The organism is Actinocorallia longicatena, assembly GCF_039534125.1.
GTDB lineage: Bacteria > Actinomycetota > Actinomycetes > Streptosporangiales > Streptosporangiaceae > Actinocorallia > Actinocorallia longicatena.
This window is the reverse complement of the sequence record NZ_BAAAUV010000024.1, coordinates 43849-68406: the sequence shown is the minus strand read 5'-3', so window position 1 is coordinate 68406 and position 24558 is coordinate 43849. Positions and strand designations below refer to the sequence as shown.

The 24558-nt window shown below is 69.5% G+C and carries 29 protein-coding genes; 22 read left to right on the top strand and 7 right to left on the bottom strand.

Annotated elements, in window-relative coordinates; all coding sequences use genetic code 11:
* Nucleotides 1-36 precede the first annotated feature (36 nt).
* From ABD785_RS32700 to ABD785_RS32650, 11 genes are all read left to right on the top strand, one after another.
* A complete protein-coding gene (locus ABD785_RS32700) occupies nt 37-450 on the top strand; it encodes a Cg1360 family ATP-synthase-associated protein (protein ID WP_344836031.1) in 414 nt (137 codons plus the stop codon).
* Nucleotides 451-525: 75 nt separating this feature from the next.
* Nucleotides 526-756, top strand: a complete 231-nt coding sequence (locus ABD785_RS32695; protein ID WP_344836028.1) for an AtpZ/AtpI family protein — start codon at nt 526-528, stop codon at nt 754-756.
* 99 nt (nt 757-855) lie between these two features.
* Entirely contained in the window at nt 856-1674 is an 819-nt protein-coding gene (gene atpB, locus ABD785_RS32690; protein ID WP_344836025.1) for a F0F1 ATP synthase subunit A, read from the top strand.
* 84 nt (nt 1675-1758) lie between these two features.
* Complete coding sequence (gene atpE, locus ABD785_RS32685; protein WP_344836022.1) at nt 1759-2007, top strand: ATP synthase F0 subunit C; 249 nt, start codon at nt 1759-1761, stop codon at nt 2005-2007.
* A 30-nt stretch (nt 2008-2037) separates the two neighbouring features.
* Nucleotides 2038-2580: a F0F1 ATP synthase subunit B gene (locus tag ABD785_RS32680; protein WP_344836019.1), complete on the top strand. Its 543-nt coding sequence runs from the start codon at nt 2038-2040 to the stop codon at nt 2578-2580.
* The gene (locus ABD785_RS32675) at nt 2580-3392 is read left to right on the top strand and encodes a F0F1 ATP synthase subunit delta (protein ID WP_344836016.1); all 813 of its coding nucleotides are present in this window, start codon (nt 2580-2582) and stop codon (nt 3390-3392) included. The genes ABD785_RS32680 and ABD785_RS32675 overlap by 1 nt, the downstream gene beginning before the upstream one ends.
* Before the next feature lie 17 nt (nt 3393-3409).
* Entirely contained in the window at nt 3410-5047 is a 1638-nt protein-coding gene (atpA, locus tag ABD785_RS32670; protein WP_344836013.1) for a F0F1 ATP synthase subunit alpha, read from the top strand.
* 3 nt (nt 5048-5050) lie between these two features.
* Nucleotides 5051-5959 (top strand): F0F1 ATP synthase subunit gamma, encoded by a 909-nt coding sequence (locus ABD785_RS32665; RefSeq protein ID WP_344836010.1) that lies wholly within the window; start codon nt 5051-5053, stop codon nt 5957-5959.
* Between the two features lie 4 nt (nt 5960-5963).
* Nucleotides 5964-7385 (top strand): F0F1 ATP synthase subunit beta, encoded by a 1422-nt coding sequence (gene atpD / locus ABD785_RS32660; protein ID WP_344836008.1) that lies wholly within the window; start codon nt 5964-5966, stop codon nt 7383-7385.
* A 57-nt stretch (nt 7386-7442) separates the two neighbouring features.
* Complete coding sequence (locus tag ABD785_RS32655; RefSeq protein WP_344836006.1) at nt 7443-7838, top strand: F0F1 ATP synthase subunit epsilon; 396 nt, start codon at nt 7443-7445, stop codon at nt 7836-7838.
* Between the two features lie 7 nt (nt 7839-7845).
* A complete protein-coding gene (locus ABD785_RS32650; RefSeq protein ID WP_344836004.1) occupies nt 7846-8301 on the top strand; it encodes a DUF2550 domain-containing protein in 456 nt (151 codons plus the stop codon).
* A 9-nt stretch (nt 8302-8310) separates the two neighbouring features.
* Here the strand turns inward: ABD785_RS32650 and ABD785_RS32645 are convergent, their stop codons facing one another.
* The 3 genes from ABD785_RS32645 to ABD785_RS32635 form a co-directional block, all read right to left on the bottom strand.
* Nucleotides 8311-9339 (bottom strand): hypothetical protein, encoded by a 1029-nt coding sequence (locus tag ABD785_RS32645; RefSeq protein ID WP_344836002.1) that lies wholly within the window; start codon nt 9337-9339, stop codon nt 8311-8313.
* A 62-nt stretch (nt 9340-9401) separates the two neighbouring features.
* Complete coding sequence (locus ABD785_RS32640) at nt 9402-10049, bottom strand: anti-sigma factor family protein (protein ID WP_344836000.1); 648 nt, start codon at nt 10047-10049, stop codon at nt 9402-9404.
* Nucleotides 10046-10579 (bottom strand): sigma-70 family RNA polymerase sigma factor, encoded by a 534-nt coding sequence (locus tag ABD785_RS32635; RefSeq protein ID WP_425547848.1) that lies wholly within the window; start codon nt 10577-10579, stop codon nt 10046-10048. Before ABD785_RS32635 ends, ABD785_RS32640 begins: the two co-directional genes overlap by 4 nt.
* 216 nt (nt 10580-10795) lie before the next feature.
* Here ABD785_RS32635 and ABD785_RS32630 point away from each other — a divergent pair, with 216 nt between their 5' ends.
* The 6 genes from ABD785_RS32630 to ABD785_RS32605 all read left to right on the top strand — a co-directional run bounded on the left by ABD785_RS32630 (nt 10796) and on the right by ABD785_RS32605 (nt 16375).
* Nucleotides 10796-11761 (top strand): M23 family metallopeptidase, encoded by a 966-nt coding sequence (locus tag ABD785_RS32630; RefSeq protein WP_344835998.1) that lies wholly within the window; start codon nt 10796-10798, stop codon nt 11759-11761.
* 10 nt (nt 11762-11771) lie between these two features.
* Nucleotides 11772-12467 (top strand): hypothetical protein, encoded by a 696-nt coding sequence (locus ABD785_RS32625; RefSeq protein ID WP_344835995.1) that lies wholly within the window; start codon nt 11772-11774, stop codon nt 12465-12467.
* Nucleotides 12464-13879 (top strand): ferredoxin, encoded by a 1416-nt coding sequence (locus ABD785_RS32620; RefSeq protein WP_344835991.1) that lies wholly within the window; start codon nt 12464-12466, stop codon nt 13877-13879. Before ABD785_RS32625 ends, ABD785_RS32620 begins: the two co-directional genes overlap by 4 nt.
* A 62-nt stretch (nt 13880-13941) precedes the next feature.
* Complete coding sequence (locus ABD785_RS32615) at nt 13942-14595, top strand: DUF4142 domain-containing protein (RefSeq protein ID WP_344835988.1); 654 nt, start codon at nt 13942-13944, stop codon at nt 14593-14595.
* 17 nt (nt 14596-14612) lie between these two features.
* Nucleotides 14613-15812 (top strand): DUF1996 domain-containing protein, encoded by a 1200-nt coding sequence (locus tag ABD785_RS32610; protein WP_344835985.1) that lies wholly within the window; start codon nt 14613-14615, stop codon nt 15810-15812.
* Nucleotides 15813-15952: 140 nt separating this feature from the next.
* Nucleotides 15953-16375, top strand: coding sequence for an ATP-binding protein (locus tag ABD785_RS32605; RefSeq protein ID WP_344835983.1), 423 nt, complete (start codon nt 15953-15955; stop codon nt 16373-16375).
* Here the strand turns inward: ABD785_RS32605 and ABD785_RS32600 are convergent.
* Nucleotides 16363-16761 (bottom strand): hypothetical protein, encoded by a 399-nt coding sequence (locus tag ABD785_RS32600; RefSeq protein WP_344835980.1) that lies wholly within the window; start codon nt 16759-16761, stop codon nt 16363-16365. The two genes, ABD785_RS32605 and ABD785_RS32600, sit on opposite strands and share 13 nt — an antisense overlap.
* A gap of 68 nt (nt 16762-16829) precedes the next feature.
* Nucleotides 16830-18083, bottom strand: a complete 1254-nt coding sequence (locus tag ABD785_RS32595) for a PucR family transcriptional regulator (protein ID WP_344835977.1) — start codon at nt 18081-18083, stop codon at nt 16830-16832.
* A 157-nt stretch (nt 18084-18240) separates the two neighbouring features.
* On the opposite strand from ABD785_RS32595, the gene ABD785_RS32590 reads away from it, so the two are divergent.
* Nucleotides 18241-19731, top strand: coding sequence for an MFS transporter (locus ABD785_RS32590; RefSeq protein ID WP_344835974.1), 1491 nt, complete (start codon nt 18241-18243; stop codon nt 19729-19731).
* Nucleotides 19728-20021, top strand: a complete 294-nt coding sequence (locus ABD785_RS32585; RefSeq protein WP_344835971.1) for a hypothetical protein — start codon at nt 19728-19730, stop codon at nt 20019-20021. Before ABD785_RS32590 ends, ABD785_RS32585 begins: the two co-directional genes overlap by 4 nt.
* On the opposite strand, the gene ABD785_RS32580 is transcribed toward ABD785_RS32585, so the two are convergent.
* On the bottom strand, nt 19984-21003 hold the full coding sequence (locus tag ABD785_RS32580; protein WP_344835969.1) for a LacI family DNA-binding transcriptional regulator: 1020 nt from the start codon (nt 21001-21003) through the stop codon (nt 19984-19986). The genes ABD785_RS32585 and ABD785_RS32580 overlap by 38 nt on opposite strands.
* Nucleotides 21004-21105: 102 nt before the next feature.
* Between ABD785_RS32580 and ABD785_RS32575 the strand changes: the two genes are divergently transcribed.
* Nucleotides 21106-22872 (top strand): amidohydrolase, encoded by a 1767-nt coding sequence (locus ABD785_RS32575; RefSeq protein ID WP_344835966.1) that lies wholly within the window; start codon nt 21106-21108, stop codon nt 22870-22872.
* A gap of 10 nt (nt 22873-22882) precedes the next feature.
* The gene (locus ABD785_RS32570; protein ID WP_344835963.1) at nt 22883-23473 is read left to right on the top strand and encodes a cob(I)yrinic acid a,c-diamide adenosyltransferase; all 591 of its coding nucleotides are present in this window, start codon (nt 22883-22885) and stop codon (nt 23471-23473) included.
* Nucleotides 23474-23480: 7 nt separating this feature from the next.
* Here ABD785_RS32570 and ABD785_RS32565 read toward each other — a convergent pair whose 3' ends face one another.
* Entirely contained in the window at nt 23481-23966 is a 486-nt protein-coding gene (locus ABD785_RS32565; protein WP_344835960.1) for a GNAT family N-acetyltransferase, read from the bottom strand.
* A gap of 312 nt (nt 23967-24278) precedes the next feature.
* Between ABD785_RS32565 and ABD785_RS32560 the strand changes: the two genes are divergently transcribed.
* Nucleotides 24279-24521, top strand: a complete 243-nt coding sequence (locus ABD785_RS32560) for a hypothetical protein (RefSeq protein ID WP_344835957.1) — start codon at nt 24279-24281, stop codon at nt 24519-24521.
* Nucleotides 24522-24558: the final 37 nt, after the last annotated feature.

Here is a 24558-nt window from a genome sequence, read left to right as displayed (position 1 = left end):
ACGAACGAACACTTTGAGTGACCATCGGAGTCCCCCATGGAGTCTTCCGACGCCCGGATCTTCCGCGGCGCGGCCATCCCCACCTCTGCTGCCGGACTGCTGGCGATCGTGATCGCCGCTCTCCTCGCCGGGGGGAAGGGTGCCATCGGAGCCCTCATCGGAACGCTGGTGGTGCTCGTCTTCTTCGGAATCAGCATCATCGCGGTGTCCTATTCGGCCCGCGTCTCCCCGCAGTTGCTGATGCCGGTCGCGATGGGTACCTATTTGGTGAAGATCTTCGCGATGTTCGGACTGATCGTGTTGCTGCGTGACGCGAGCTGGATGAACGGACGAGCATTCGGCATCACAGTTCTCGCCTGCACTGTCGTGTGGCTCTTCTTCGAGATCCGGGTCTTCGTGAAGACCAAGATGCTCTACGTCGAGCCGCACTCGGGTACCGGCGGGGGCTGACGACGATGCGGGTTTGGTCAAAGGACTACGCCAATGTGACCAGTCCTTCGATGGCCTGCTATCGTCCGTCTCGCCATGGACAAGGACAGTGCAAGCTCCGGCTCCGGTTCGCAGGGGCCCGAGAGTCCCAACCCGGGCTGGTCGATCGTCAGCATCATCCTCTCCGGAATGCTCTTCTGGGGCGGTGTGGGCTGGCTGGTGGACCACCTGGTCGGTACCGAGAAAGTCTTCCTCCCCATCGGGATCATCCTGGGGCTGGTCGCGGCTCTGTACCTGGTCTATGTCCGATTCGGTCGGGATCAATAGGCGATCCAGCCGAACAAGGTTTTTCTCGTGGTTCGCGGGTAGCCCCGCGCCAAAACGTCGAGGGTGTTGACAACATGCTTCACGCCGAAGGAGCTCGCGGTGATCGCTGACGTAGTCCTGGCATCTGGCGACAGCTGCCACTTCGAGTCGTCGGCCCACTGCGGCTTTCCGGCTCCGGGCCCCGAGATCTTCGTCTTCGACACGTGGTTCAGCATCGGCCCGTTCGAAGTCACGAAGCCGGCGTTCCTCGCCGTGGTCGCCTGCGCGGTCATCTGCGCGTTCTTCTGGGCCGCTTTCAGCAAGGCGAAGCTCGTCCCCAACCGCATCCAGTCCGTCGGAGAGCTCGGTTACCTCTTCGTGCGCGACCAGATCGCGCGTCCCATGGTCGGTGCGAAGGGCGACAAGTTCGTCCCGTACTTCCTGGCGATGTTCGTCTTCATCTGGCTCCTGAACTTCATGGCCTTCATCCCGCTGGCCCAGTTCCCGGTCACCTCGCGCATCGCGTTCCCCGCGCTGTTCGCCCTGGTCGCCTGGGTCATCTACATGTACCTGACGTTCAAGAACAACGGTCTCGTCGGCGGATTCAGGAACCTCGCCGTTCCCTCCGGCCTCCCGTGGTGGGTCTACATCATCCTCACCCCGATCGAGCTGCTGTCGAACATCATCATCCGGCCGTTCACGCTGACGATCCGGCTCTTCGCGAACATGTTCGCCGGTCACCTCCTGATCGCCGTGTTCTCGGTCGCCGCGTGGTACCTCGTCAGCCCGACCGTGGTCGGCATGGCCTCCTCCGCCGCGTCCTTCACGATGGCCATCGTGATGACCGCGTTCGAGCTTCTGATCCAGTTCCTGCAGGCCTTCATCTTCACGATGCTCGTGGCCGGCTACATCGGCCAGGCCTACGAGGAAGCGCACTAGCTTCTCCGTTCTTCCTGGATCGACCCCCAAACACAGACCACGACCGGTGAACTGTTCGCCGGCCGAGCTAAGGAGAAACAAGAAATGAGCGCCATCGTTCAGACGGTTCTCGCCGCCGAAGACACCGTCAGCGGCAGCCTCGGCGCCGTCGGCTACGGCCTCGCGGCGATCGGCCCCGGCATCGGTGTCGGTCTGATCTTCGGTAACGGTGTGCAGGCCATGGCCCGCCAGCCCGAGATGACCAACGTCATCCGCACCAACATGTTCATCGGCTTCGCCCTGACCGAGGCGCTCGCGCTGCTCGGTTTCGTCGTGCCCTTCGTTTTCCCGTAAGAAGCCACGACGACCCGGAGGGGAGCACTCATGTTCCTGGCAGAAGCGGCTGAACACGAGCCGAACATCTTCCTGCCGCATGGCGCCGAGCTCGTTATCGGCCCCATCGCCTTCGCGATCATCTTCGGCCTCTTCGCCTGGAAGCTTCTTCCCAAGATCGTCAAGACGCTCGACGAGCGTTCCGACCTGATCGAGGGTGGGCTGAAGCGTTCTGCTGAAGCTGAAGACGAGGCGAAGCGGACCCTCGAGGCCTACAAGGCTCAGCTCGCCGACGCCCGCCAGGAGGCGGCCCGTCTGCGGGAAGAGGCTCGTGAGCAGGGCGCTCAGATCATCGCTGAGATGAAGGAGCAGGCCCAGGTCGAGGCCCGCGGCATCGTTGAGAACGCCCGCGCACAGATCGAAGCGGAGCGGGCCCAGGCCCTCACCTCGCTGCGGTCCGAGGTCGGCGCGCTTTCGGTGGACCTGGCCGGCCGTGTCGTGGGCGAGTCCCTTGAGGACGAGGCCCGGCAGCGCCGCGTGGTCGACCGCTTCCTCGAGGAGCTCGAAGCGGCCAACGCGAGCAAGGTCCTTTGATGGCGGGCGCCGTCAGCAGGGCCTCGCTGGCCGAGATCACCGACAACTTCGCGAACTTCTCGAAGAACGCGGACGCGACCGTGCTCGGCGCCGAACTGCTCGAGATCCTGCACCTGCTGGACCGCGAGCACGGCCTGCGCCGCGCGCTGTCCGACCCGGCGAAGCCCGGCGAGGAGAAGGCGAACATCGCGCAGGCCCTGTTCGAGGGCAAGGTGAGCGCTCCGGCGCTGGCCATCCTCAAGGACGTGGTCTCGCGCAAGTGGAGCCGCCCCAGTGAGCTGACCGACGCGGTCGAGCAGCTCGCGATCGGCTCCTACGCGCTGGCCGCCGAGCAGAACGGCACGCTGGACGACCTGGAGGACGAGCTCTTCCGGTTCTCCCGGCTGGTCGAAGGCGAGCCCGAGCTGCGCAACGCCCTCGCGGGCCAGCGCCTTCCGGCGGAGCGCAAGACCGAGCTGGTCTCCGCTCTGATCGCCGACAAGGTCGCGGCTCCGAGCCTCGCACTCATCAACGAGGTCGTGACCAACCCCCGGGGACGTAGCCTGGAGCGTGGACTCGCCGAAATCGGCAAGAACATCGCGACCCGGCGCAACCGGCTGGTAGCGACCGTTCGTACGGCTGTCGCCCTCACGGACGAGCAGCAGACCCGGCTCGCGGCCGCGCTCGGCGCGTCCTACGGCCGCGGCGTACACCTGAACATCGAAATCGACCCGACGGTCATCGGCGGTCTCGCCGTGCAGCTCGGGGACGAAGCAATCGACGGCACGATCGCCGGGCGCCTTGACGGCGTTCGCCGGCGCATCGCGAGCTGAAGGCAGGGAAAGGAATCATGGCGGAGCTGACGATCCGTCCGGATGAGATCCGGAACGCGCTGGAGCGTTTCGTCCAGTCGTACGAGCCCGACGCGGCCGCGCGCGAGGAGGTCGGCACTGTCACCGAGTCCGGCGACGGTATCGCCCGCGTCTCGGGCCTCCCCTCGGCGATGGCCAACGAGATCCTCGAGTTCGAGGATGGCACTCGTGGTCTGGCTCTGAACCTGGACGTTCGCGAGATCGGTGCTGTCGTGCTGGGCGACTTCACCAAGATCGAAGAGGGCCAGCCGGTGCGCCGCACCGGTGAAGTCCTGTCCGCCCCCGTCGGCGACGGCTTCCTCGGCCGCGTCGTCGACGCGCTGGGCAACCCGATCGACGGCAAGGGCCCGATCGAGTCCACCGAGCGCCGCGCGCTCGAGCTGCAGGCCCCGACCGTCGTTCAGCGGCAGTCGGTGTCCGAGCCGCTGCAGACCGGCATCAAGGCGATCGACGCCATGACGCCGATCGGCCGCGGCCAGCGCCAGCTGATCATTGGTGACCGTCAGACCGGTAAGACCACGGTCTGCGTCGACACCATCATCAACCAGAAGGAGAACTGGCTCTCCGGCGACCCGAAGAAGCAGGTCCGCTGCATCTACGTCGCCATCGGCCAGAAGGGTTCGACCATCGCGTCGATCCGCGGCACGCTGGAAGAGGCCGGCGCCCTCGAGTACACGACGATCGTCGCGGCTCCGGCGTCCGACCCGGCCGGTTACAAGTACATCGCGCCTTACACCGGTTCGGCCATCGGCCAGCACTGGATGTACGAGGGCAAGCACGTGCTCATCGTCTTCGACGACCTGTCGAAGCAGGCCGAGGCCTACCGCGCCGTCTCCCTGCTGCTGCGCCGCCCGCCGGGCCGCGAGGCCTACCCCGGTGACGTCTTCTACCTGCACTCGCGTCTGCTCGAGCGCTGCGCGAAGCTGTCGGACGACCTCGGCGCCGGTTCGATGACGGGTCTGCCGATCATCGAGACCAAGGGCAACGACGTGTCGGCGTTCATCCCGACCAACGTCATCTCGATCACCGACGGTCAGTGCTTCCTCGAGACCGACCTGTTCAACCAGGGTGTGCGCCCGGCCATCAACGTCGGTGTCTCCGTCTCCCGAGTCGGTGGCTCCGCGCAGATCAAGGCCATGCGCAAGGTCGCCGGCACCCTCCGCCTGTCGCTGTCCCAGTACCGTGACCTGGAGGCCTTCGCGGCCTTCGCGTCCGACCTGGACGCGGCGTCGAAGGCGCAGCTGGAGCGCGGTGCCCGCCTGGTCGAGCTGCTCAAGCAGCCGCAGTACTCGCCGTTCTCGGTCGAGCGTCAGGTCGTGTCGGTGTGGGCCGGTACCTCCGGTGAGCTGGACGACGTGCCGGTCGAGGACATCAAGCGCTTCGAGGCCGACTTCCTGGAGTACGTCGAGCACAACGCCAAGGGCGTTCTGCCGGGCATCCGGGACACCAAGCAGCTCTCCGACGACGCCCTGACCACGCTGAAGAGCGCGATCACGGAGTTCAAGCAGGGCTTCACCACCTCCGCCGGCACCCTTCTGGGCGCCGAGGAAGAGGTTGAGCCGCTGAACCCCGAGGACGTCGAGCAGGAGACCATCAAGCGCGTCAAGAAGGCCTGATCCATGGGTGCGCAGCTTCGCCAGCTCCGGCGCAAGATCAAGTCGGTCAAGTCGACCGCCAAGATCACTCGCGCTCAGGAGCTGATCGCCACCTCGCGGATCGCCAAGGCCCAGGAACGCGTCGCGGCCTCCAAGCCCTACGCCGAGCAGATCACCACCGCGCTCTCCGCGCTGGTGAGCCACCGGTCCGGGGTCGACCACCCGCTGCTCCGCGAGCAGCCGGAGGACAAGCGCTCGGCCATCGTCATCATCACCTCCGACCGCGGATTCTGCGGTGGCTACAACGCCAACGTGATCCGTGAGGCCGAGGCGCTGGCGGCGCGGCTGCGCGAGCAGGGCCGCGAGCCGGTCCCGTACGTCGTGGGTACCAAGGGCATCACCTGGTACAAGTTCCGCGACCGCGAGACCGGCGGCAACTGGAGCGGCTTCAGCGACCGTCCCGACTTCGCGAGCGCCGAGCGCATCGGCCGCCGCGTCGTCGAGGACTTCCTGAAGAGCGACGCGGAGGGCGGAGTGGGCGAGATCCACGTCGTCTACACCGAGTTCGTGTCGATGCTGACCCAGGAGACCCACGTCTCCCGGCTGCTTCCGCTCCAGGTCGAGGACACGAAGGAGGACAGCGGTCACGCGCTGCCCACCTACGACTTCGAGCCCTCGGCGGCCGACACGCTCGACCTGCTGCTCCCGAACTACATCGAGAGCCGTATCTTCCACATGCTGCTCCAGGGCGCGGCTTCTGAGCACGCGGCACGCCGCCGGGCCATGAAGTCCGCCACGGACAACGCCAACGAACTGATCGGGCTCTACTCGCGCCAGGCCAACCAGGCGCGCCAGGCCGAGATCACCCAGGAAATCAGCGAGATCGTCGGTGGCGCCAGCGCGCTGGCCGACGCTGGCGCGGGGAGTGAATAGGAACATGTCTGCAACTGCGGTAACGACTGGCACCGGCCGTGTCGTCCGGGTCATCGGCCCGGTCGTCGACGTGGAGTTCCCGGCCGACGCGATGCCCGAGATCAACAACGCTGCTCACGTCGAGGTCCTCCTCGGCACGGAGACCAAGACGCTGACCCTCGAGGTCGCCCAGCACCTGGGTGACAACGTGGTCCGCGCGATCTCCATGCAGCCGACCGACGGCCTGGTGCGCGGCGCCTCGGTCGCCGACAGCGGCGAGCCGATCTCGGTTCCCGTCGGCGACGTGACCAAGGGCCACGTGTGGAACGCGCTGGGCCAGTGCCTGGACAACCCGGCGCTGGAGGTCAACGAGCGCTGGGGCATCCACCGCCCGGCCCCCTCGTTCGACCAGCTCGAGTCGAAGACCGAGATGCTGGAGACCGGCATCAAGGTCATCGACCTGCTGACCCCGTACGTCAAGGGTGGCAAGATCGGTCTGTTCGGTGGTGCCGGTGTCGGCAAGACCGTTCTGATCCAGGAAATGATCACCCGTGTCGCCCGTAACTTCGGTGGCACCTCGGTGTTCGCCGGCGTCGGCGAGCGCACCCGTGAGGGCAACGACCTCTGGGTGGAAATGGAAGAGGCGAACGTCCTCAAGGACACCGCCCTCGTGTTCGGCCAGATGGACGAGCCGCCGGGCACCCGTCTGCGGGTCGCCCTGTCCGCCCTGACGATGGCGGAGTACTTCCGCGACGTGCAGAAGCAGGACGTGCTGCTCTTCATCGACAACATCTTCCGCTTCACCCAGGCCGGTTCCGAGGTCTCCACGCTGCTGGGCCGCATGCCGTCCGCGGTGGGTTACCAGCCCACCCTGGCCGACGAGATGGGCCAGCTCCAGGAGCGCATCACCTCGACCCGCGGTCACTCGATCACCTCGATGCAGGCGATCTACGTCCCCGCGGACGACATCACCGACCCGGCGCCGCACACCGTGTTCGCGCACCTCGACGCGACCACCACGCTGTCCCGTGCGATCACTGAGAAGGGCATCTACCCGGCGGTCGACCCGCTGGACTCGACGTCCCGGATCATGGACCCGGCCATCATCGGCCTGGAGCACTACACCGTGGCCCAGGAGGTGAAGAGGATCCTGCAGAAGTACAAGGAGCTGCAGGACATCATCGCCATCCTCGGTATCGACGAGCTGTCGGAGTCGGACAAGGTCACCGTTCAGCGCGCGCGTCGCATCGAGCGGTTCCTGTCGCACCCGATGTACGTCGCCGAGCAGTTCACCGGCCAGCCCGGTGTGACCGTCCCGGTCGACGAGACCGTCGCCTCCTTCAAGGCGCTGTGCGAGGGCAAGTACGACCACATTCCCGAGCAGGCGTTCTTCATGTGCGGCGGCATCGACGACGTCGAGAAGAAGGCCAAGCAGCTGCAGAAGTAGTTTCCGCCGGGGTCTCCGCCGAGGCCCCGGTCCTTCTGCCGAACAGGAGCAAGAGATATGGCGATCAAGGTCGCTCTTGTCTCGCCCGAGCGTGAAGTGTGGTCGGGCGAGGCCGAGATGGTGGTCGCTCAGACCATCGAGGGTGAGATCGGTATCCGTACCGGTCACGCCCCGGTGCTGGGCGTCCTGGTCGACGGCAGCCTCGTGAAGATCCATCCGGCCGGTGGGGACGTCATCGTCGCCGCGGTCGGAAGCGGGTTCTTCTCGGTGGCCGACAACGAGGTCTCCGTCCTGGCGGAGCAGGCCGAGCTCGGCTCGGAGGTCGACGTCAGCTCCGCGAGGGAGGCGCTCGCCGCCGCCCAGTCCGGTGGCGACGACGTGGACGGCAACCCTCAGGCGGTGGCCGAGCGCCGCGCCCGCGCGCGTCTGCGCGCGGCCGGAGCAGAGGCGTAGAAAGCACGTGGGCGAGCACCTGGCTATGGACATCGGCTGGGTGCTCGCCGCCGTCGTTCTGGTGGCGGTTCTGCTCTTCGGCCTGATGTCCCTGCGCCGCTGGCTCCTGGAGCTGGGCGGCGGCACCGTCGAGTGCTCGCTGCGCGAACTCGACTCCGGCTCGGGCGTCTGGCGGCTCGGCATCGGCCGGTACGTGGGCGACGAGCTCCAGTGGCACCGGATCTTCGGCTACGGCCGCGCTCCCCGCTCGGTGGTCCACAGGCGCGGCCTGATGGTCATCAACCGGCGCACCCCCTCGGGAGAGGAGACCGCCGCCCTTACGCCCGACGCGCAGATCGTCGAGCTCAAGGACGGCGACCACACCTTGGAGCTGGCGATGTCGATGGCGGCCCTGACGGGCTTCCTCGCCTGGCTGGAGTCCTCCCCACCAGGCTGGCCGATCGATCTCCAGTCCAGCATCTGATCGGTCCGATCAGTACGTGTATCCGCCGTCCTGCGGCTCGTCCTCGGGGTTGGACGTGGTCTTGGCGGCGGCCTTCTTGCCCTCGGGGGTGGTGGCGAACCAGACGCCGCCGACGCCCTGGCCGTTGGTGTCGCCGGGGTTGACGTCCTTGGCGTAGCGGTAGATGGGCCAGCCGTTCAGGGTGAGCTGGCAGATGCCGTCCTTGCGCATGATGTTGCCGACGATGCCCTTGCTGACGCCCGTGAGCTTCAGCTTGGCCGTGAACTTCACCGGCGGCCAGAGCTTCGCGCAGGCGCCGTTGCAGGCCGAGGTGCCGGTCTTGGGGACGTCCTTGTCGAAGCGGTAGAGCGTCCAGCCCTTGCCGTCCTGGACGATCGTGCCGAGCTTGGGGTCCTTGACGGCCTTGAGGACGGTCCAGCCGGCCCAGTTCGGGGTCGTCTGCGTCTTCTTCGGCTTCGGCGCGGGGGTCGCGGAGGGCTCGGTCGTCTCGGCCGGGTCGGGAGCGGGGTCGGCGGCCTTGGCCTTCTTGCCGTCGGGCGCCGTGGCGAACCAGACGCCGCCGACGCCCTGGCCGTTGGTGTCGCCCGGGTTGGTGTCCTTGGCGTAGCGGTAGAGCGGCCAGCCGCCGAGGGTGAGCTGCTCAGTGCCGTCGGCCCGGGTCACGGTCCCGACGTTCTTCTGCGCGACGCCCTTGAGCTGGACGTCGTCGGAGGCGGGCACCGGAGGCCAGGCCTTGGCGCAGTCACCGTCACAGTTCGACGTGGGCGGCTTGGCGGTGTCCTTGTCGAAGCGGTAGAGCGTCCAGCCCTTGCCGTCGACGACGATTCTGCCGAGGGTCGGGTCGTTCTGCGCGCTGAGCGCGGCGGGCGTCGTGCCGGCGTCGGGGTCTTCGGCCGCCTTGTCGCCGCTGTCGGCGAGCGTGTAGGGCGAGGCCGTGGTTTCGCCGGGCCCGGTGCCGGTCACCTTGTTGGCGGTGAAGAGGATTCCCGTGGTGGCGACGGCGGCCAAGGGGAACGCCCAGATCGGTCGGATCCGCATGGTGGTGCCTCTCGTACGGAACGGTGGTCGAGAGGCTTTACGCGGCGGCCCGGCCGCATGGTTCAGACCGGAATGACGAGGACCGTCTTTCCGGTCGAGGAGCGCACCTCGAGGCGGTCGATCTGGTCCATGGAGTCGGCGATGCCGCCCTCGACCTTCAGGTGCTCGGGGGAGCCGGGAACGCCGTAGCCCTTGGACGAGACGTTCCAGCCGCCCGCGACCCGCTCGTTGCCGGACTTGGTCACGGCGATGAGCTCACAGGTGAACGGGCCCTTGATGTTGGCGACGTCGAGGGCGAACCAGGTGCCCCAGCTCCGCTTGTCCAGGACGGCCGTCCCGGTGGTGCCGGTGGCCGCGTTGGTCGCCGTGCGCTGCTCGCCCTTGGCGATGCTCGGCGGCCCCTCGTCGGCCGACAGCGCCACACCGCCGCCGAATCCGCCGAGCAGGAGCAGGACCCCGGCCGCGGCGTTCACCATCCACTGCTGCGGGCTCCAGCGCCGGCGCGGTGCCCGGATCGGCGTCGCGGGCGCGGTCACCTTGGGCGGCGGATCGATGCCCTGGAGCAGCGTGCGCATGCCGCTGAGGTCGGCGAGCTCCATGTTGCAGAACCTGCATCCGGACAGGTGGGCCTCGAAGGTCCGCCGGTCGCGGTCGTTGAGCACGCCGAGGGCGTACGCCGCGACGTCTGTGTGCTCGAACTCGTGACTCACGTGTCCACCCCCATTTCCTCCAGGGCGACGCGCAGCGCCTTGAGCCCGTAGTACACGCGAGACTTCACGGTACCCACCGGGACGCCCAGCACGTCGGCGGCCTCGTTCACGGTTCTGCCCCTCAGGACGGTCTCGGTCAGCGCCTCGCGGTGGGCGGCCGACAGTGTCTGCAAAGCTTCCGAGACCACGACGGTACGCAGCAGGTCCTCCATGCCGTCTGGGACGGGCACACTCTCTAGCGGTCCGTCGCCCGTCTCGCGGGGGCGGGACTCACGTCGGCGCCGGTCGTCGATCACGATACGGCGGGCGACGGTCGCCAGCCAAGGCATCAGGGACTCCACATCCGGATCGAGGCGCGAAACATTGCGCCAGGCACGGATCATCGTCTCCTGGACGACGTCCTCCGCCCAGTGCCGGTCACCGCCCGTGAGGTTCATGACGAACGCCGTGAGCGGACGGCGGTAGCCGGCGAAGAGCTCTGTGAAGATCTGTTCCCGCATCGGCGGTTCCAGTTCGGTGAGGTGAGCCATGAACGATCTGTACGGACGATCCGTACCGATGGTTCAAAGGCAGTTAGGTCTAGAGGAAACTAGCCAATCAGTGGATATCGTGATGCCGCTTTGTTACTTTTCGGTGCTGATGTGACGGGCACCACCGAGTGTTCGAACCTGTGCGGAAGTGGTGAGTGAGCCTGCCGCCCTCTGGAGGGGACGATGGGTCGTAGGAGGGGAGTCAATCCCCGGACCGTGGCGATCGCGGCGGACCGCGTTTCGACCGCGGGCATGATCGTCGCCGTGGTGGTGGCGCTCGTGTTGCTGGTCATCGTCGAACGAAGTCTTCTCGATGTGCGCAAACCGGCGGACAAGCCGAGTCCGCCGGCCGAGGCCGCGGAGAAGGCGGCCGGGACGACCCCGGCGTCGCCGCAGCGGCTGGAGAGCCGGGTCGCCGAGCTGATGAAGAAGGAACGCGGGCGGGTGGCCCGCATGGTCTACGGAAGGCAGGGAGGTGATCCGGTCGTCGCGGTGACGCGGCAGACCGCCGACCGCATGTGGGCTTTCGGAGTGGCCGCGCTGCCCGTCCCGACGAGCAGCTCGGCGATGCCGCAGGTGGCGCTGTTCCTCGCCCGCTGGGAGGGGCGGCGCTGGCGCGCCGGGCTGTCGGGGACGGAGGGGTTCCGCGCGCTGCTGCGCGTGGTGCCGACCCGGCTGCTTCCGGCCACGGAGATCCGGACGCTCGCCCGCTACAGCGCGGGCCCGGTCACCCAGCCGCAGCTCATGCTGCCCTGGCAGATCGGGGAGAGCCGGCGGGTCACCGCGATGCCGGCGCAGATGACGTTCGACGGCGGCGACGGGCAGGTGCTGGCGGCCTCCGACGGCCTGCTGTACCGGTTCTGCACCGACGCCGCGGGCAACGGCCTCGTCGTGATCGTGAACGACACGGGCCTCGCCACCGAGTACTACCGGCTGTCCGACATCACGCGCGTCGCCGACGGGACCCCCGTCCGGCAGGGCGACTATCTCGGGCAGACGGGCGGACCCGGCACCTGCGGCGGCGCCACCGCGGCGACGACGCTGTTCGGGCTGGGTCAGGGGGACGGGGACCTGCCGCTGTCCGGTCGCACGCTGGGCGGCTGGCGGTTCCGCGACGGATGGGCTCAACGGGGAGCAGAGAAGATCATGCCTGGCCAGGAGCTTTCCAACTTCGGACCTTGAAGGAGATGCGATGGCTGAATCACGTGTTCCGCGCTGGATGGTTCCCACCCTTTGCGTCGTCGCACCGGTCACCCTGGGGCTGGCCGCGACCGGCCCCGGTGCGGTCTTCGCCGCCCACGCCCAGTTGTTCCTGCTGACCTACTCCGGGGTCTTCGCCCTGGTCGCGATGAGCCTGACCGTGATGATCGGCCTGACGGCCACCGACCGCAGCCTGCTGACGATCCGCTACCGGGTGCTGGCGCAGGCCGGGCACCGCACGACCTCGACGGTCGGCATGACCTTCCTGGTCGCCCATCTGATGGTGAAGATCCTGGCCGGGCACGCCTCGGCCGCCGACGCCGTGGTGTTCGGCCTCGGCCCGATCGGGCTGGGCGCCATGGCCTTCGACCTGTTCCTGATCGTCCTGCTGAGCGGGGTGACGCGGTTCTGGTTCGCCGCGGGCACCCGGCCCGGGTTGTGGCGGGGGCTGCACGCCCTGTCCTACCTCGCGTGGCCGGTCGCGATCATGCACGGTCTCACCGCGGGCCGGCAGGCCGCGCCCTGGGTGGTCTGGGGGTACGTGCTGTGCCTGGTGTTCGTCGGGCTGGCGCTGCTCAACCGGGCCGTGCTGGTGGTGCGGCCGATCGTGCCCGTCCGCGAGGGTGAACCCGAGCCCTCACCGACCCCCGTCCGTACCAGGCGCAAGAGCAAGGCGGAGCAGCGATGAGCCTCACCTTCACCGCGATCGGGGCGCCCAGGATAGGCGCCGGGTTCGACCGTTTCCCCCGGCTCGGCCTCGGCCAGCACCGGGCCATGCACGGCAAGATCCCCGAGATGGGTCTCGGCGATCTGATCGAGCTCGTCGAGCGGGTGGACCTGCGCGGCAGGGGAGGCGCGGCCTTCCCCGTCGGCCGGAAGCTGGCCGCGACGAGCAAGTCGGGGCCCGGCGCCGTCGTGCTCGTCAACGGCGCGGAGGGCGAGCCCGGCAGCGCCAAGGACGCGCTGCTGCTGACGCGCGCCCCGCATCTGGTCCTGGACGGCGCCCAGCTCGTGGCGACGGCGCTGAAGGCGTCGGAGATCGTCATCGGGATCGAGGGCGCGGCCGGGCTGGAGTCGGTCCAGGAGGCCATCGCCGAGCGGGAGGCCCCGCAGCCGTTCCGGGTGGTGCCCCTGCTCGAACGGTTCATCTCCGGTGAGGGCGGCGCGCTGGTGCGGGCCGCCAACGGGGAGGACCCGATCCCGCCCGGACGCAAGCTCCGCGCCGCGGTCTCGGGTGTGGACGGCCTGCCGACCCTGCTGTCCAACGCCGAGACCTTCGCCCAGCTCGCCGTGCTGGCCTCGCTCGGGGCCGAGCTCTACGCCTCGGCCGGCACCGACGAGGAGCCGGGGACGGTCCTGCTGACCGTCGCCGCCGAACACGTGGTGGAGGTGCCCACGGGCACACCGCTGGCCGACGTCTTCGCCGCCCTCGGGGTCAGCACCGGACAGGGCGTCCTGACCGGCGGCTACCACGGCTCCTGGCTGAGCCCGGACGCCGCCCAGGTGGCGCGGGTGTCCCGGTCGGGCCTCGAGGCGGTCGGCGGCTCGCTCGGCGCGGGCATCCTGCTGCCGCTCGCCGAGGGCGTCTGCCCCCTCGGGGAGTCACTGCGGGTGGCGTCCTACCTGGCGGCGCAGTCGGCCGGGCAGTGCGGCCCGTGCCGGCTCGGGCTGCCCGAGGTCGTGCGCACCCTGTCGGACCTGATGGACGGGCTCGGCGGGGTCACGCCGGTCCGCCGCGCCGTCGGCATCGGCCGGGGCCGCGGGGCGTGCAAGCATCCGGACGGCACGGCGGCGTTCGTGCTGTCGGCCATGACGGCCTTCGCCGAGGACATCGCGATCCACGCCGAGTTCGGGTCCTGCAACCGTCCCGTGCGCGGCCTCCTGCACGTGCCGGGGGACGAGAACGGCCGGCTGGAGGTCGACTGGGCCCGCTGCGCCGGGCACGGCGTGTGCGCCTACGTGCTGCCCGAGGTCATCAGGCTCGACCGCAACGGCTATCCGGTCGTCTCGAACAACCCGCTGCCGACCTGGCTGGAACGCGACGTCCGCAAGGCCGTCGCGATGTGCCCCGCCCTCGCATTGCGCCGCAGTCCCCGCTGAACCATTCCCCGCTCTGCTCCGTACCGGTTCCTGATCGGACGAGTGAGAGAGGGAGGTGCGACATGAGCACCGTGCGGAGGTTCGCCGCGAAGCGACGGGTCCGGACCGTCATGCGGAACCGTCAGCTCAACGACGCGCAGATCCGCACGGCGGCGATCCTGGCCGCTTGCCTCCTGCTGGCGGGGATCGCGCTCTATGTGATGGCCAGGCCGCCGGGAATCCAGGCGCTGGGATTGCCGGCGGCCTCCACCCAGACCAACTGGGGGCCGCTCACCGAGGAGGACCGGCAGCTCCTGACCAAGGTCAAGCAGGCCGGGCTGTGGGAGATGCCCGTCGGCGCGCAGGCGCAGACCAGGGCGAGCCGCAGCAGCGTCAAGGACACCGGCCGGAAGATCAACGCTGAGCACAAGGTGCTCGACCAGGACGTCATCGCCGTCGCGGCCAGGCTCGGCGTGGACCTTCCCGCGAACCCGAACCCGCAACAGCAGGCCTGGATGGACGAGCTGTCGGGCCTTTCAGGCGACGCCTACGACCGCGCCTTCGCGAACCGGCTGCGCGCCGCGCACGGCAAGGTCTTCTCCTTCGTCGCCACGGTCCGCGCGGACACCGGCAACAGCCTCATCAGGGAGTTCGCCACCCGGACGATGACCTTCGTCCAGCGGCACATGGGCTACCTGGAGAGCACCGGACTGGTCGACTACACCCAACGCGCGTAAGAGAAAGAGGTCCACCCATGCGACGAGGAATCGTCTTCGTGGCGCTGTTCGGCGCACTCACCATGGCCCCCGCGGGCGCCATGGCCGCGCCCTGGCCCAAGCCCTCCAGGACCGCCGTCCAGGCACCTCCCGGAGCACAGGACACCGCGACCCCGGGGGTGACCGAGGCACCGCCCGACGTGGCCGTCACCGAGCAGCCGACCGAGGTCCCCACCGAGGCTCCGGCCGTGGATCCGACGGCTCCCGCCCAGGATCCGACACAGGACCCGGCCGAGGTCCCCACCGAGAATCCGGCCACCGACCCAGCGGCCGAGCCGACCCAGGCCGTCACCGAGCCGCCGGCGCAGGCCGTCGCGCCGATCCCGGCGGATCTCTTCATCGACATCCGCAGGGTGAGGCCGAACCGGAACGAGCCGAGAACCGCCAGGGGCGGTTCGGCGGGCTCCTTCGTCTCACAGTGCGGGACCAATGGCAACGCGCACCACAACCCCGACAACTTCATCGTCGCGCCGGGGGTCTCGAACGGCGCCCACCACACCCACGACTACGTCGGGAACCTCTCGACCGACGGCTTCTCCACCGACCAGAGCCTCCAGGCCGCCGGCACCACCTGCCGTAACGACGACCGGTCGACCTACTTCTGGCCGGTGCTGCGCGTCCGCAACGGCGCCGGTGACGTCGGCGAGGACGGCAACGTGGGAACGATCCTGCGCCCGGCCTCGGCGAACCTGCGCTTCCGCGGCAACCCGCGGGCCAAGGTCGTCGCGATGCCGAGATTCCTGCGCGTCATCACCGGCAACGCCAAGTCCGTCAGCCAGGCCGGAGCGAACGCCGCGGCCCAGTGGACCTGCACCGGCTTCCAGAACCGGATCACGCAGAAGTACCCCATCTGCCCGCAGGGCAGCCGCGTCACCCGGATCCTGGACTTCCCGAGCTGCTGGGACGGCCAGAACGTCGACAGCGCCAACCACCGCACCCATGTCGTCTTCCCCGACAAGGCCACCGGAGCCTGCCCGGCCGGCACCAAGGCGATCCCGCAGCTGCGGATGACCCTGACCTACAACGTGTCGCGCGCCAAGGCCAGGTCGATCGCGCTGGACTCCTTCCCCGAGGAGCAGCACGACCCGATCACCGACCATGCCGACTTCGAGCAGGTCATGCCCCAGCGCCTCACCCAGCGCATCGTCACCTGCGTGAACACCAACCGCAACTGCTAGCCCTCTCCGGATAGAACGCGGCGATGGTCCGCTGGGCGCCCCACGCCCGCACCCGCCGCGCGGCCGAGACCGCCGGTCGCCCGCCCGGCGGTCTCGCCCCCCTTTCCCCCATCTCTTCGAGCGAGGGACGGCGATGACCGATGACCATGACCGCGGACTGGATGTGCTGTAGTGATCTGACGCTGGGCGCCGCGGACGACGCCCCCTACTGGGCGCGGCGCAGCGCCGAGAACACGCTGGGCGCCTGGAAGGTCCACGACCCCGACGGGGTGGTCCTGCTGATGGTCTCGGAGCTGGTGACCAACGCCGTGGCCGTCAGCGGCCCGGCGGACCCGGTGCGGCTGCGGCTGATCCGGCTGGCCGACCGGGTGCGGGTGACGGTCTGGGACCGGTGCTCGCTCCAGCCGGCCGTCCGGGCCGCGGACGGCGAAGCCGCCCTCGAGAACGAGGACGGCCGCGGTCTGTGGCTGGTGGAGAACCTCAGCATCGCCTGGGGCTGGATGCTGGAGGCCTCCGGGGGGAAGTTCGTCTGGTGCGAGTTCCTCTGCGATCAGTGGCCGTGACCCGAGCCGCCCGAAGCGTGGTCCTCGCCCGCGACGATGGTGCCCCCGACCTTCTGCTGGAACGTCTTGAGCTGGGGCTCGGTGCCGACGATCACCCAGCGCGGGCCCTCGAGGTAGAGGCCGCCCCACGGCTTGGCCTCGGTCAGCCACGACTTGGCGGCCTCGTCGGTCGAGAAGGAGACCAGGACGTACTTGCCCTGGGCGGTCTCGCAGGATCCCTGCTTCAGCTCCGCGGCGCCCTGCTGCGGGCGGAGTTCGCAGCCGGTGCCGGAGGCGAGCTGCTCGAGGCTCATGGGCTTGGCCTGGACGCCCTGCGGCGCGGCGGCCGAGCAGGCGGCCGTCAGGACGGCCAGGGCGACGGCGCACGGGTAGCGGAAACGGACCATTGCTGCTCCTCATCGATGGGCTTCCCGGCGGTACGCGCGCCGGGGCCCGATGAGTTCAACCGATGAGGTCAGCGGCTCTCGAACAGGGCGATGGCCGTCAGCAGCTCGACGAGGTCGGCGATGTGCCGGGGATTGCGCCCGGTCCGCTCCTGGATGCGCTGGAGCCGGTACTGCGCGGTGTTGTGGTGGACCTTGAGCTCCTGGGCGGCCGCCCGCAGGTTGAGGTCGGCGTCGGCGAAGGCGCGGATGGTGTCGACGAGCGTCCCGCCGCGCATCCGGTCGGTCTCGAGCAGCTCGCGGACGGGCGGGGAGACCAGGTGCCAGGCCGTCGGGTCGGCCCGCAGCGCCAGGTACCGGAACGGCGACAGCAGCGGCAGCGCGGTGACGCCGCCGCCGGGCCCGACCAGGTCGAGGGCCAGGCGCGCCTCGGCGTAGGCGCGCGGCAGATCCGCGGCGCCCTCGGTGATGGTGCTCATCCCGACCGCGAGCCGGATCCCCTGCTCGGCCAGTTCCTCGGTGGCGGCCGTCAGAGCCTCGCTGAGCCGCCGCGGGTCGGCCCCCGGACGGGCGGCGGCGAACGCCATGATCTCCTCGTGCCTGGCGGCGACCAGGGGCCTGCGGTCGGTGCCGCCGATCCCGCCGAGGGCCGCGCACGCCACGTAGAGTTCGTCCGCTCCGAGCGGAGGGGACCCGACCGAAACCGCCACGATGACGGCGATGGAGGCGTCCGGCGTGATGCCGTGCGCCCGGGCGAGCTCTACCATCGGACGTCCCGTGACGGCCTTCCCGGCCAGGAGCGTCTCGGCGAGGTCGCGGCGGCGCCGGTCGTCCTCGGCGATGGTCGAGCTCTGGTACTCGAGGTAGCCCTGGGCGGCGTAGTCGCTGAGCAGGTGGGTGAACCGCACCAGCTCGGAGGAGAGCATCAGCACCGCCCGGTCCGTGGCGGGGGAGGGGAGGGCGTAGGAGGAGATGGCGTTCCAGTAGACGCGCTGCACGATCCGGAAGCCCTTGAGGTAGGCCTCCAGCGGGATGCCGCGCTGCGCGATCTTGGCGGCGAAGGTGCGCGGCGAGGCGATGTCGGCGTCGGTGAGCCGGCGCCCCTCGATGCTGGCCGTCGCGGCCTTGGTCGTGCCGACCATCAGGGAGTGGTGGAGGTCGACCCGGAACTCGTCGCTCACGGTGGAGAACTCGGGGATCTCGCTGCTCATCGCGCGCACGGCCTCTTCGCAGAGTTCGACGGCGTCGGCGTGGATCCGCCGCGCGATCCGGAGGTACTCCTTCCGGACCGCGGCGTCCATCTTGGAGTGCGATCCGCCCGTCATGCCCCGGATAGTCACCCTGGAACGGGACTTTCGTCAATCAGAGGTACGGGAGGGACGGGTTTTATGTGCCGCGCACAAATCCGGGCGTCCGGGTTTGGGTCGCGTGCCCGATGTCACACCGTGGTCACCGACCTAGCCTGACGCGAGGAGGTTTCCAGTGGCCAAACACGCGGCGATGCCGGGGTCGAACCGCCCGGACCTGACCGCACGGCGCACGCTGTACCGCTATCCGGACACGGGTCCGAGGTATCTCTACCTCTCGATAGCGGTGGCCTCGACGATCGTCCTGTACTACGAGCTGTACGTGTTCGGCGGGGTCGCGCCGCTGGTGCTCGCGCACTACCGGATGTCGTTCTCGTACTACGTGAACATCCTGGTCGTGGCCAACCTCATCGGGGCGTTCGGGTCGCTGGCCGCGGGCCTCGGTGACCGGTGGGGCCGCATCAACATCGTCGTCTACGGACTGGCGGTGACCGGGATGCTGTCGCTGCTGACGCCGCTGGCCGCGACCAAGGCGTCCTTCGCCCTGATGCTGATCATGATCAGCGTGGTCGAGGGCGCGGTGCTGGTCGCGACGCCCGCCCTGGTCCGCGACTTCTCCCCGCAGCTCGGCCGCGCCTCGGCGATGGGGTTCTGGGCGGTCGGACCGGTGGCCGGCAGCCTGATCGTGAGCTTCGTGGCCAACCGGACCCTCCAGCGGTTCGGCGACTCGTGGGAGAGCCAGTACTACCTCGTCGGCGCGGCCGGGCTGGTGATGTGCGCGGTGGCGTTCTTCGGGCTCCGCGAGCTGTCGCCGCCGCTGCGCGACCAGGTGCTGGTCGGCAAGGAGGACCGGAAGGTCCTGGAGGTCCATGTCGCGTCGGGCAGCCACCGGATGCGGACGGACGTCCCGTGGTCGCACGTCGCCAGGCCCGACATCCTGCTGCCCGCCCTCGGGATCTCGCTGTTCCTGCTGGTCTACTACGTGGCCATCGGCTTCTCCACGCTCTACCTGAGTACGCTCTTCGGCTTCACGACCCACGAGGTGAACGGGCTCAACACCTGGTTCTGGCTGGTGAACGCCGTCACGCTGATAGCGGTCGGCGCCCTGTCGGACCGGCTCCGCGTGCGCAAGCCGTTCATGGTCGTGGGAACGGTCCTCACGATCCTGAGCACCTATCTGCTGATCGGCCACGCGGGCCGTCCGGACACCGGCGGGCTGACGGTCGCGCTGATCCTCGGCCTGCTCGGCCTGGGCCTCGGCACCGCCTACGTGCCGTGGATGGCGGCCTTCACCGAGACCGTGGAGCGCTGCAATCCCGCCCTGATCGCGCCCGGCCTGGCGATCTGGGGCTGGCTCGTCCGCATCTGCGCGTGCCTGTCGTTCTTCCTTCTGCCGATCATCGTGGGCAGCATGAACACCCTGGTCGACGCCACCGCCACGGGCGACGTCGCCGCCATGCGGGCGGCCGCCGCCCAGGCCCCGGCGCAGTGGCGGCACTGGTGGTGGATCTGCATCGTCGCCCAGGTCGCCTTCCTCCTGCTGATGCTGCCCCTGGCCGGACGCTGGAGCAGCCGTGCCGCCCGGGCCGACCTCGACGCGCACCGCCGCCGCATGCGCCGTCTGCTTCCCTATCAGCCGCCCGTCCGCGTCCCCTGGAGCGAATGATGATCGTCAACCCGGCTCCGCCTCCCCTCGAGGACAACGCCTTCGACCCGGCGAGGGTCGCCGCCGCGCCCCGCCGCGCCCGCGACGAGGAGGCGGACTTCGGCCGCATCAGGGCGGCCGAGCTCAACGCCACCGAGCGCAACTGGCACGTCATGTACGGGTCGGGGTCCCGCTCCTTCTGGGCCTTCCCGCTCTGGGACCCGGGCGCCCGGCTGATCCTCGAGGACGTCGACCCGCACCGGCTGCGCCGCCTCATGCACGAGACGGAGGCCCGGCACCTGCCGCGGTGACCGGAACGGTCCGCACGGACGAGGCCCGGACCGTGAGGAGGGTCGGCCGTCCGGCGTGGACCGTCGCCGGACCGCCCGCCAGCGTCCCGGCCAGGGCGGTGACGGCCAGGTCGACGGTCCCGGCCGGGTCCAGCGAGACCGTGCTGACCGGGGGAGAGGTCCAGCCGTAGGCGGGGTCCTCGCTGCACGTCACGAGCAGGACGTCGGCGGGGACCTCGAGGCCGAGGGCCCGCGCCGCCGACAGGACGGCGCGGCCACAGCCGTCGAACAGGCCGTAGACGGCGTCGGCGCCCGCGGCCAGCAGCCGCCCGGCCGCGACCCTGCCCTCGGTGTCGTCCTCCTCGATGTGGCCGATCAGCGGCTCGTCCACGTACCGCTCGTAGGCCTCGACGCAGGAGCGCGTGTAGTGGTCGGTGGCGTGCCCGGCCAGCAGCGCGATGCGCCGCGCCCCCTGCGAGGCCAGATGGTCCAGGACGCGCAGGGTCGTGGCGGCGTGGTCGTTGTCGACCCAGGACTCGCCGGGGGCCAGATCCCAGGGACGGCCGTCGAAGGCGATCGGGATGCCGCGCGAGCGCAGCGCCGCGACGGCCGGATCACCCTCGGGGCTGTCGAGGAGGATCACCCCGTCGACGGCGAGGGTCCGCCAGCCGCGGTCGGTGAGCGCGGCCGGCAGGACGGTCAGCGCGTAGCCGTGGCGGTGGGCCGCGGCCGTCGCCGAGGTGATCAGCCGGGCGTAGTAGGCGACCTCGCTGAAGTTCCAGGAGTGCCCGCCGTAGGTGGTGACGGCCAGGCCGAGCACGCGGGTCCGCCCGGTGCGCAGCGCCCGTCCGGCGGGGTTGGGGAGGTAGCCGAGCCGGTCGGCGACCTCCCGGACGCGCCGCCGGGTCGCCTCGGAGAGCCGCCCGGTGCCGTTGAGGGCGTTGGAGACGGTCGCGGTGGACACCTCGGCCGCCCTGGCCACCTCGGAGATCGTCACCGTCACGGCCGCAGTCTACGGAATCCGTTGTGAAGACGGTATTTCACTGGTGTTATCCGCAGTTGGCGGCGATTGTGGTTAATGGATTAATCGATCACTCTCGCAACCATGCGAATCCGGACAATCATCACAGGCGGCGCCGTCGTTGCGCTGGGCCTGAGCGTTCCCGCGGTCCCCGCGTCCGCCGCCGTGGCGAAGGCCGACCTCGTCCTGCGGCACGGCTCGGTGGAGACAGGGAAGGGCGGCCGGGCGAAGGCCGTCGCGGTCCGCAGGGGCACGATCGTCTACGTCGGCACCGACGCGGGCGTGCGGCGCTACGTCGGCGAGAAGACCAGGGTCGTGAACCTGCGCGGCAGGACGGTCATGCCCGGCATCGAGGACGGCCACCTCCACCTCACGCCGAAGCTCCCCGTCTGCGACCTGGAGTACCGGTTCCTGACCGTGCCCGAGACCCAGGCCCTCCTGCGCGAGTGCCTGGACGCCGACAAGGCCGCGGGCAAGACCGACGCCGACTGGATGACGGTCCTCAACTGGGACCTGCCGGGCATGAAGCCCGCGGGGACCGTGCCGACCAAGGCCCTCCTGGACGCCCTCGGCACCCGGCGCCCGATCTACATGTTCTCCGACGACGGCCACAACGCCCTGGTCAACAGCCGCGCCCTGGAGCTGGCCGGGATCACCAAGGCCACGAAGGACCCGCGGGGCGGCGTCATCGTCCGGGACGCCTCCGGCGAGCCGACCGGCTACCTCAAGGAGGACACGGCGATCGACCTGGTCCGCGGCAAGATCCCGCCGGCACCGCTGGCGGAACGGGTCGAGGGCCTGCGCGCGACCCTGAAGTACGTGACGTCCTACGGCCTCACCGCCTACCAGCCGCAGCTCCTGACCGAGGCCGACCTCCAGGCGTGGAAGTACCTCGCCGACCGGCACGAGCTGCCCGGCCGGGTCGTCGGCTCGCTGAACCTCGACGCCAACGCCGCCTACGAGGATCTGCCCGGCACCCTGAAGAAGATCAAGGCGCTCAGGAAGAAGTACGAGGGCCCGAACTTCGCGATCAGGACCGTGGGCGAGATCTTCGCCGACGGGGTGATCGAGTACCCGAACCAGACCGCCCTGCTGCTCAAGCCCTACCTGGTGAGGAACGCCAAGGGCAGGTGGGTGCCGGGGAAGACCAAGGGCCCGGTCAGGGTCACCCAGAAGCGCCTCAACAGGGTCGTCGCGGCGCTCGACAAGGCGCGCTGGCAGGTCCACGTCCACGCGATCGGCGACGGGGCCGTCCGGGAGGCGCTCGACTCCTTCGCCTACGCCAGGAAGCGGAACGGCGACCACGGGCAGCGGCACGTCATCGCGCACGCCCAGCTCGTCGACCCGGCCGACTACCAGCGGTTCAGGAAGCTGAACGTGACGCCGTCGGTGGCCGTCCAGTGGGCGGAGAAGGACCCCTACACGATGGAGTCGCTCAAGCCCTACATCGGCACCGAGCGGTGGAAGCGCATGTACCCGTGGAACTCGCTAATCAAGGCGGGCGCCCGGATCGCCAACGGCTCGGACTTCCCCGTCGACTCCCTCAACCCGATGGAACAGCTCGAGAAGGCCGTCACCCGGACCACCGAGGACACCCAGGGGAACGCGCACTACGCGGGCCCCCTGAACGCCAAGGAGCGCATCACCCTCTCCCAGGCGATCAGGATCCACACCCTGAACACCGCCTACCTGCTCGGCCTGGAGAAGAAGACCGGCTCCCTGGAGGTCGGCAAGCGCTTCGACGCGATCGTCCTGAGCGGGAACATCCGCGAGGTCAGGACCACCAGGATCAGCGACCTGAAGGTCACCGCCACCCTGGTCGGCGGAAAGGTGAAGGCGGGCAGGCTCTAAGCTCGGCTGCATGAGTCGTGACGAGAACCCGGTCGTCCTGTCGAAGATCTACACCCGGACGGGTGACGACGGGACGACCGGTCTCGGTGACATGTCGCGGACCTCCAAGACCGATCCGCGCCTGGCCGCCTACGCCGACGTCGAGGAGGCCAACGCGGCCCTCGGGGTCGTGGTGACGCTCGGCGGGCTGCCCGGGCCGCTGACGGCCGTGCTGCGGCGGATCCAGAACGATCTGTTCGACGTGGGGGCGGATCTGTCCACGCCGGTCGTCGCGGACCTCGGGTACGAGCCGCTGCGCGTCACCGAGGCCTACGTCGACCGCCTCGAGGCCTGGTGCGACTCCTACAACGCCGGCCTGCCGGTGCTGCGGAGCTTCATCCTGCCGGGCGGCACCCCCGGCGCCGCCTACCTGCACGTCGCCCGGACCGTCGCCCGCCGCGCCGAACGCACCGTCTGGACGGCGATCGAGGCCCACGGCGAGACGGTCAACGGCCTCACCGCCAAGTACCTGAACCGCCTGTCCGACCTGCTGTTCATCCTGTGCCGCGTCGCCAACGACGGCGACGACGTCCTGTGGAAGCCGGGCGGCGAGACCCAGTAGACCGTTCCTAGACGGTCCTGGCCATCATCACGTCGTCGACGTAACGACCGTCGATCAGGAACTCCCCGCGCAGGACGCCCTCGACGGAGAACCCGACCTGCTCGTACAGCCGGCGGGCAGCGGTGTTGACCGACAGCACCCGCAGCGTCAGCCGGGACGCCCCCTGCCGTCGTGTCTCCTCGCAGGCCTCCTCGAGGAGCTGCCTGCCGATCCCCCGCCCCCGCGCCGTCTCGTCGACCGCGAATCCCTGGATCTGCCGCACATGATCCCCGCTCGGCTGCAGCACCGGCTGGATCAGCCGCAGGTACCCGACGACCCGCCCGTCGAGCTCCCCGACCAGAAAATGCTCCGGCAGATGGAACCGGTCGAAGAAGTGCGGCCCCCGCACCGGCTTGGGCGCGATCGAGTTGTCCGGCGCCCACGTCCGCCAGTCCAGATCGGCCAGCGCCTGCTCGTCCCCGAGAACCGCCTTGCGGATCATCACATCAGCCACGCCCCCAGTCTGCCCCACCAACCCCCGCTACACCCCGAAAAGCCCACCCCCACCCCGAACCGCCACCCCCCGGCGTTCTCACGCGTCCCCGTTCCGCGAGCCCCCGCCGATCGCCCCCGCAGGCCGACACAGCCACCCCATGTATTCCTGTGTTCACTTTCAACGAAAGACCCGAAAACCGGCGCAACAACCCCCTGACCCTCCGTAAGTTCCCACCCATGCCCGACGCCCCTCACGACAGCCATCACACTCGCCGAGTACACCGAAGCCGGCCTGCAGAAGTCCCCGGCGCTGACCTTGTGGAAGGCCCTCATGAGCACCAGCACCCAGCCCTTCAAGTCCGCCCTCCGACTGCAAGCCGAAGCCCAGGGCAAGGCCGAGGGCAAGGCCGAGGGCGAGGTCGAGGCGCTTCTGATCGTTCTCGAGGGCCGGGAGGTGGAGATCTCCGACGAGGCGCGTAGCCGCATCATGGGCTGTTCCGACACCGAGCAGCTCAAGGTCTGGCTGCACCGGGCTCTCCGTGTCACCACCACCGACGAGCTCTTCGCGTCCTGACCCGGGGGGCGGATGGGGGATCGGGGGGTGGGTGGGG

What these genes read in the sequence shown, in the direction of transcription:
- atpE (WP_344836022.1), top strand. Translation starts at nt 1,759, where the DNA reads ATGAGCGCCATCGTTCAGACGGTTCTCGCCGCCGAAGACACCGTCAGC.
- ABD785_RS32570 (WP_344835963.1), top strand. Translation starts at nt 22,883, where the DNA reads ATGAGTCGTGACGAGAACCCGGTCGTCCTGTCGAAGATCTACACCCGG.
- ABD785_RS32605 (WP_344835983.1), top strand. Translation starts at nt 15,953, where the DNA reads ATGACCATGACCGCGGACTGGATGTGCTGTAGTGATCTGACGCTGGGC.
- ABD785_RS32665 (WP_344836010.1), top strand. Translation starts at nt 5,051, where the DNA reads ATGGGTGCGCAGCTTCGCCAGCTCCGGCGCAAGATCAAGTCGGTCAAG.
- ABD785_RS32695 (WP_344836028.1), top strand. Translation starts at nt 526, where the DNA reads ATGGACAAGGACAGTGCAAGCTCCGGCTCCGGTTCGCAGGGGCCCGAG.
- ABD785_RS32585 (WP_344835971.1), top strand. Translation starts at nt 19,728, where the DNA reads ATGATGATCGTCAACCCGGCTCCGCCTCCCCTCGAGGACAACGCCTTC.
- atpA (WP_344836013.1), top strand. Translation starts at nt 3,410, where the DNA reads ATGGCGGAGCTGACGATCCGTCCGGATGAGATCCGGAACGCGCTGGAG.
- ABD785_RS32615 (WP_344835988.1), top strand. Translation starts at nt 13,942, where the DNA reads ATGAGCACCGTGCGGAGGTTCGCCGCGAAGCGACGGGTCCGGACCGTC.
- ABD785_RS32625 (WP_344835995.1), top strand. Translation starts at nt 11,772, where the DNA reads ATGGCTGAATCACGTGTTCCGCGCTGGATGGTTCCCACCCTTTGCGTC.
- ABD785_RS32675 (WP_344836016.1), top strand. Translation starts at nt 2,580, where the DNA reads ATGGCGGGCGCCGTCAGCAGGGCCTCGCTGGCCGAGATCACCGACAAC.
- ABD785_RS32600 (WP_344835980.1), bottom strand. Translation starts at nt 16,761, where the DNA reads ATGGTCCGTTTCCGCTACCCGTGCGCCGTCGCCCTGGCCGTCCTGACG.
- ABD785_RS32655 (WP_344836006.1), top strand. Translation starts at nt 7,443, where the DNA reads ATGGCGATCAAGGTCGCTCTTGTCTCGCCCGAGCGTGAAGTGTGGTCG.
- atpD (WP_344836008.1), top strand. Translation starts at nt 5,964, where the DNA reads ATGTCTGCAACTGCGGTAACGACTGGCACCGGCCGTGTCGTCCGGGTC.
- ABD785_RS32610 (WP_344835985.1), top strand. Translation starts at nt 14,613, where the DNA reads ATGCGACGAGGAATCGTCTTCGTGGCGCTGTTCGGCGCACTCACCATG.
- ABD785_RS32645 (WP_344836002.1), bottom strand. Translation starts at nt 9,339, where the DNA reads ATGCGGATCCGACCGATCTGGGCGTTCCCCTTGGCCGCCGTCGCCACC.
- ABD785_RS32575 (WP_344835966.1), top strand. Translation starts at nt 21,106, where the DNA reads ATGCGAATCCGGACAATCATCACAGGCGGCGCCGTCGTTGCGCTGGGC.
- ABD785_RS32700 (WP_344836031.1), top strand. Translation starts at nt 37, where the DNA reads ATGGAGTCTTCCGACGCCCGGATCTTCCGCGGCGCGGCCATCCCCACC.
- ABD785_RS32595 (WP_344835977.1), bottom strand. Translation starts at nt 18,083, where the DNA reads ATGACGGGCGGATCGCACTCCAAGATGGACGCCGCGGTCCGGAAGGAG.
- ABD785_RS32620 (WP_344835991.1), top strand. Translation starts at nt 12,464, where the DNA reads ATGAGCCTCACCTTCACCGCGATCGGGGCGCCCAGGATAGGCGCCGGG.
- ABD785_RS32680 (WP_344836019.1), top strand. Translation starts at nt 2,038, where the DNA reads ATGTTCCTGGCAGAAGCGGCTGAACACGAGCCGAACATCTTCCTGCCG.
- ABD785_RS32635 (WP_425547848.1), bottom strand. Translation starts at nt 10,579, where the DNA reads ATGGCTCACCTCACCGAACTGGAACCGCCGATGCGGGAACAGATCTTC.
- ABD785_RS32560 (WP_344835957.1), top strand. Translation starts at nt 24,279, where the DNA reads ATGAGCACCAGCACCCAGCCCTTCAAGTCCGCCCTCCGACTGCAAGCC.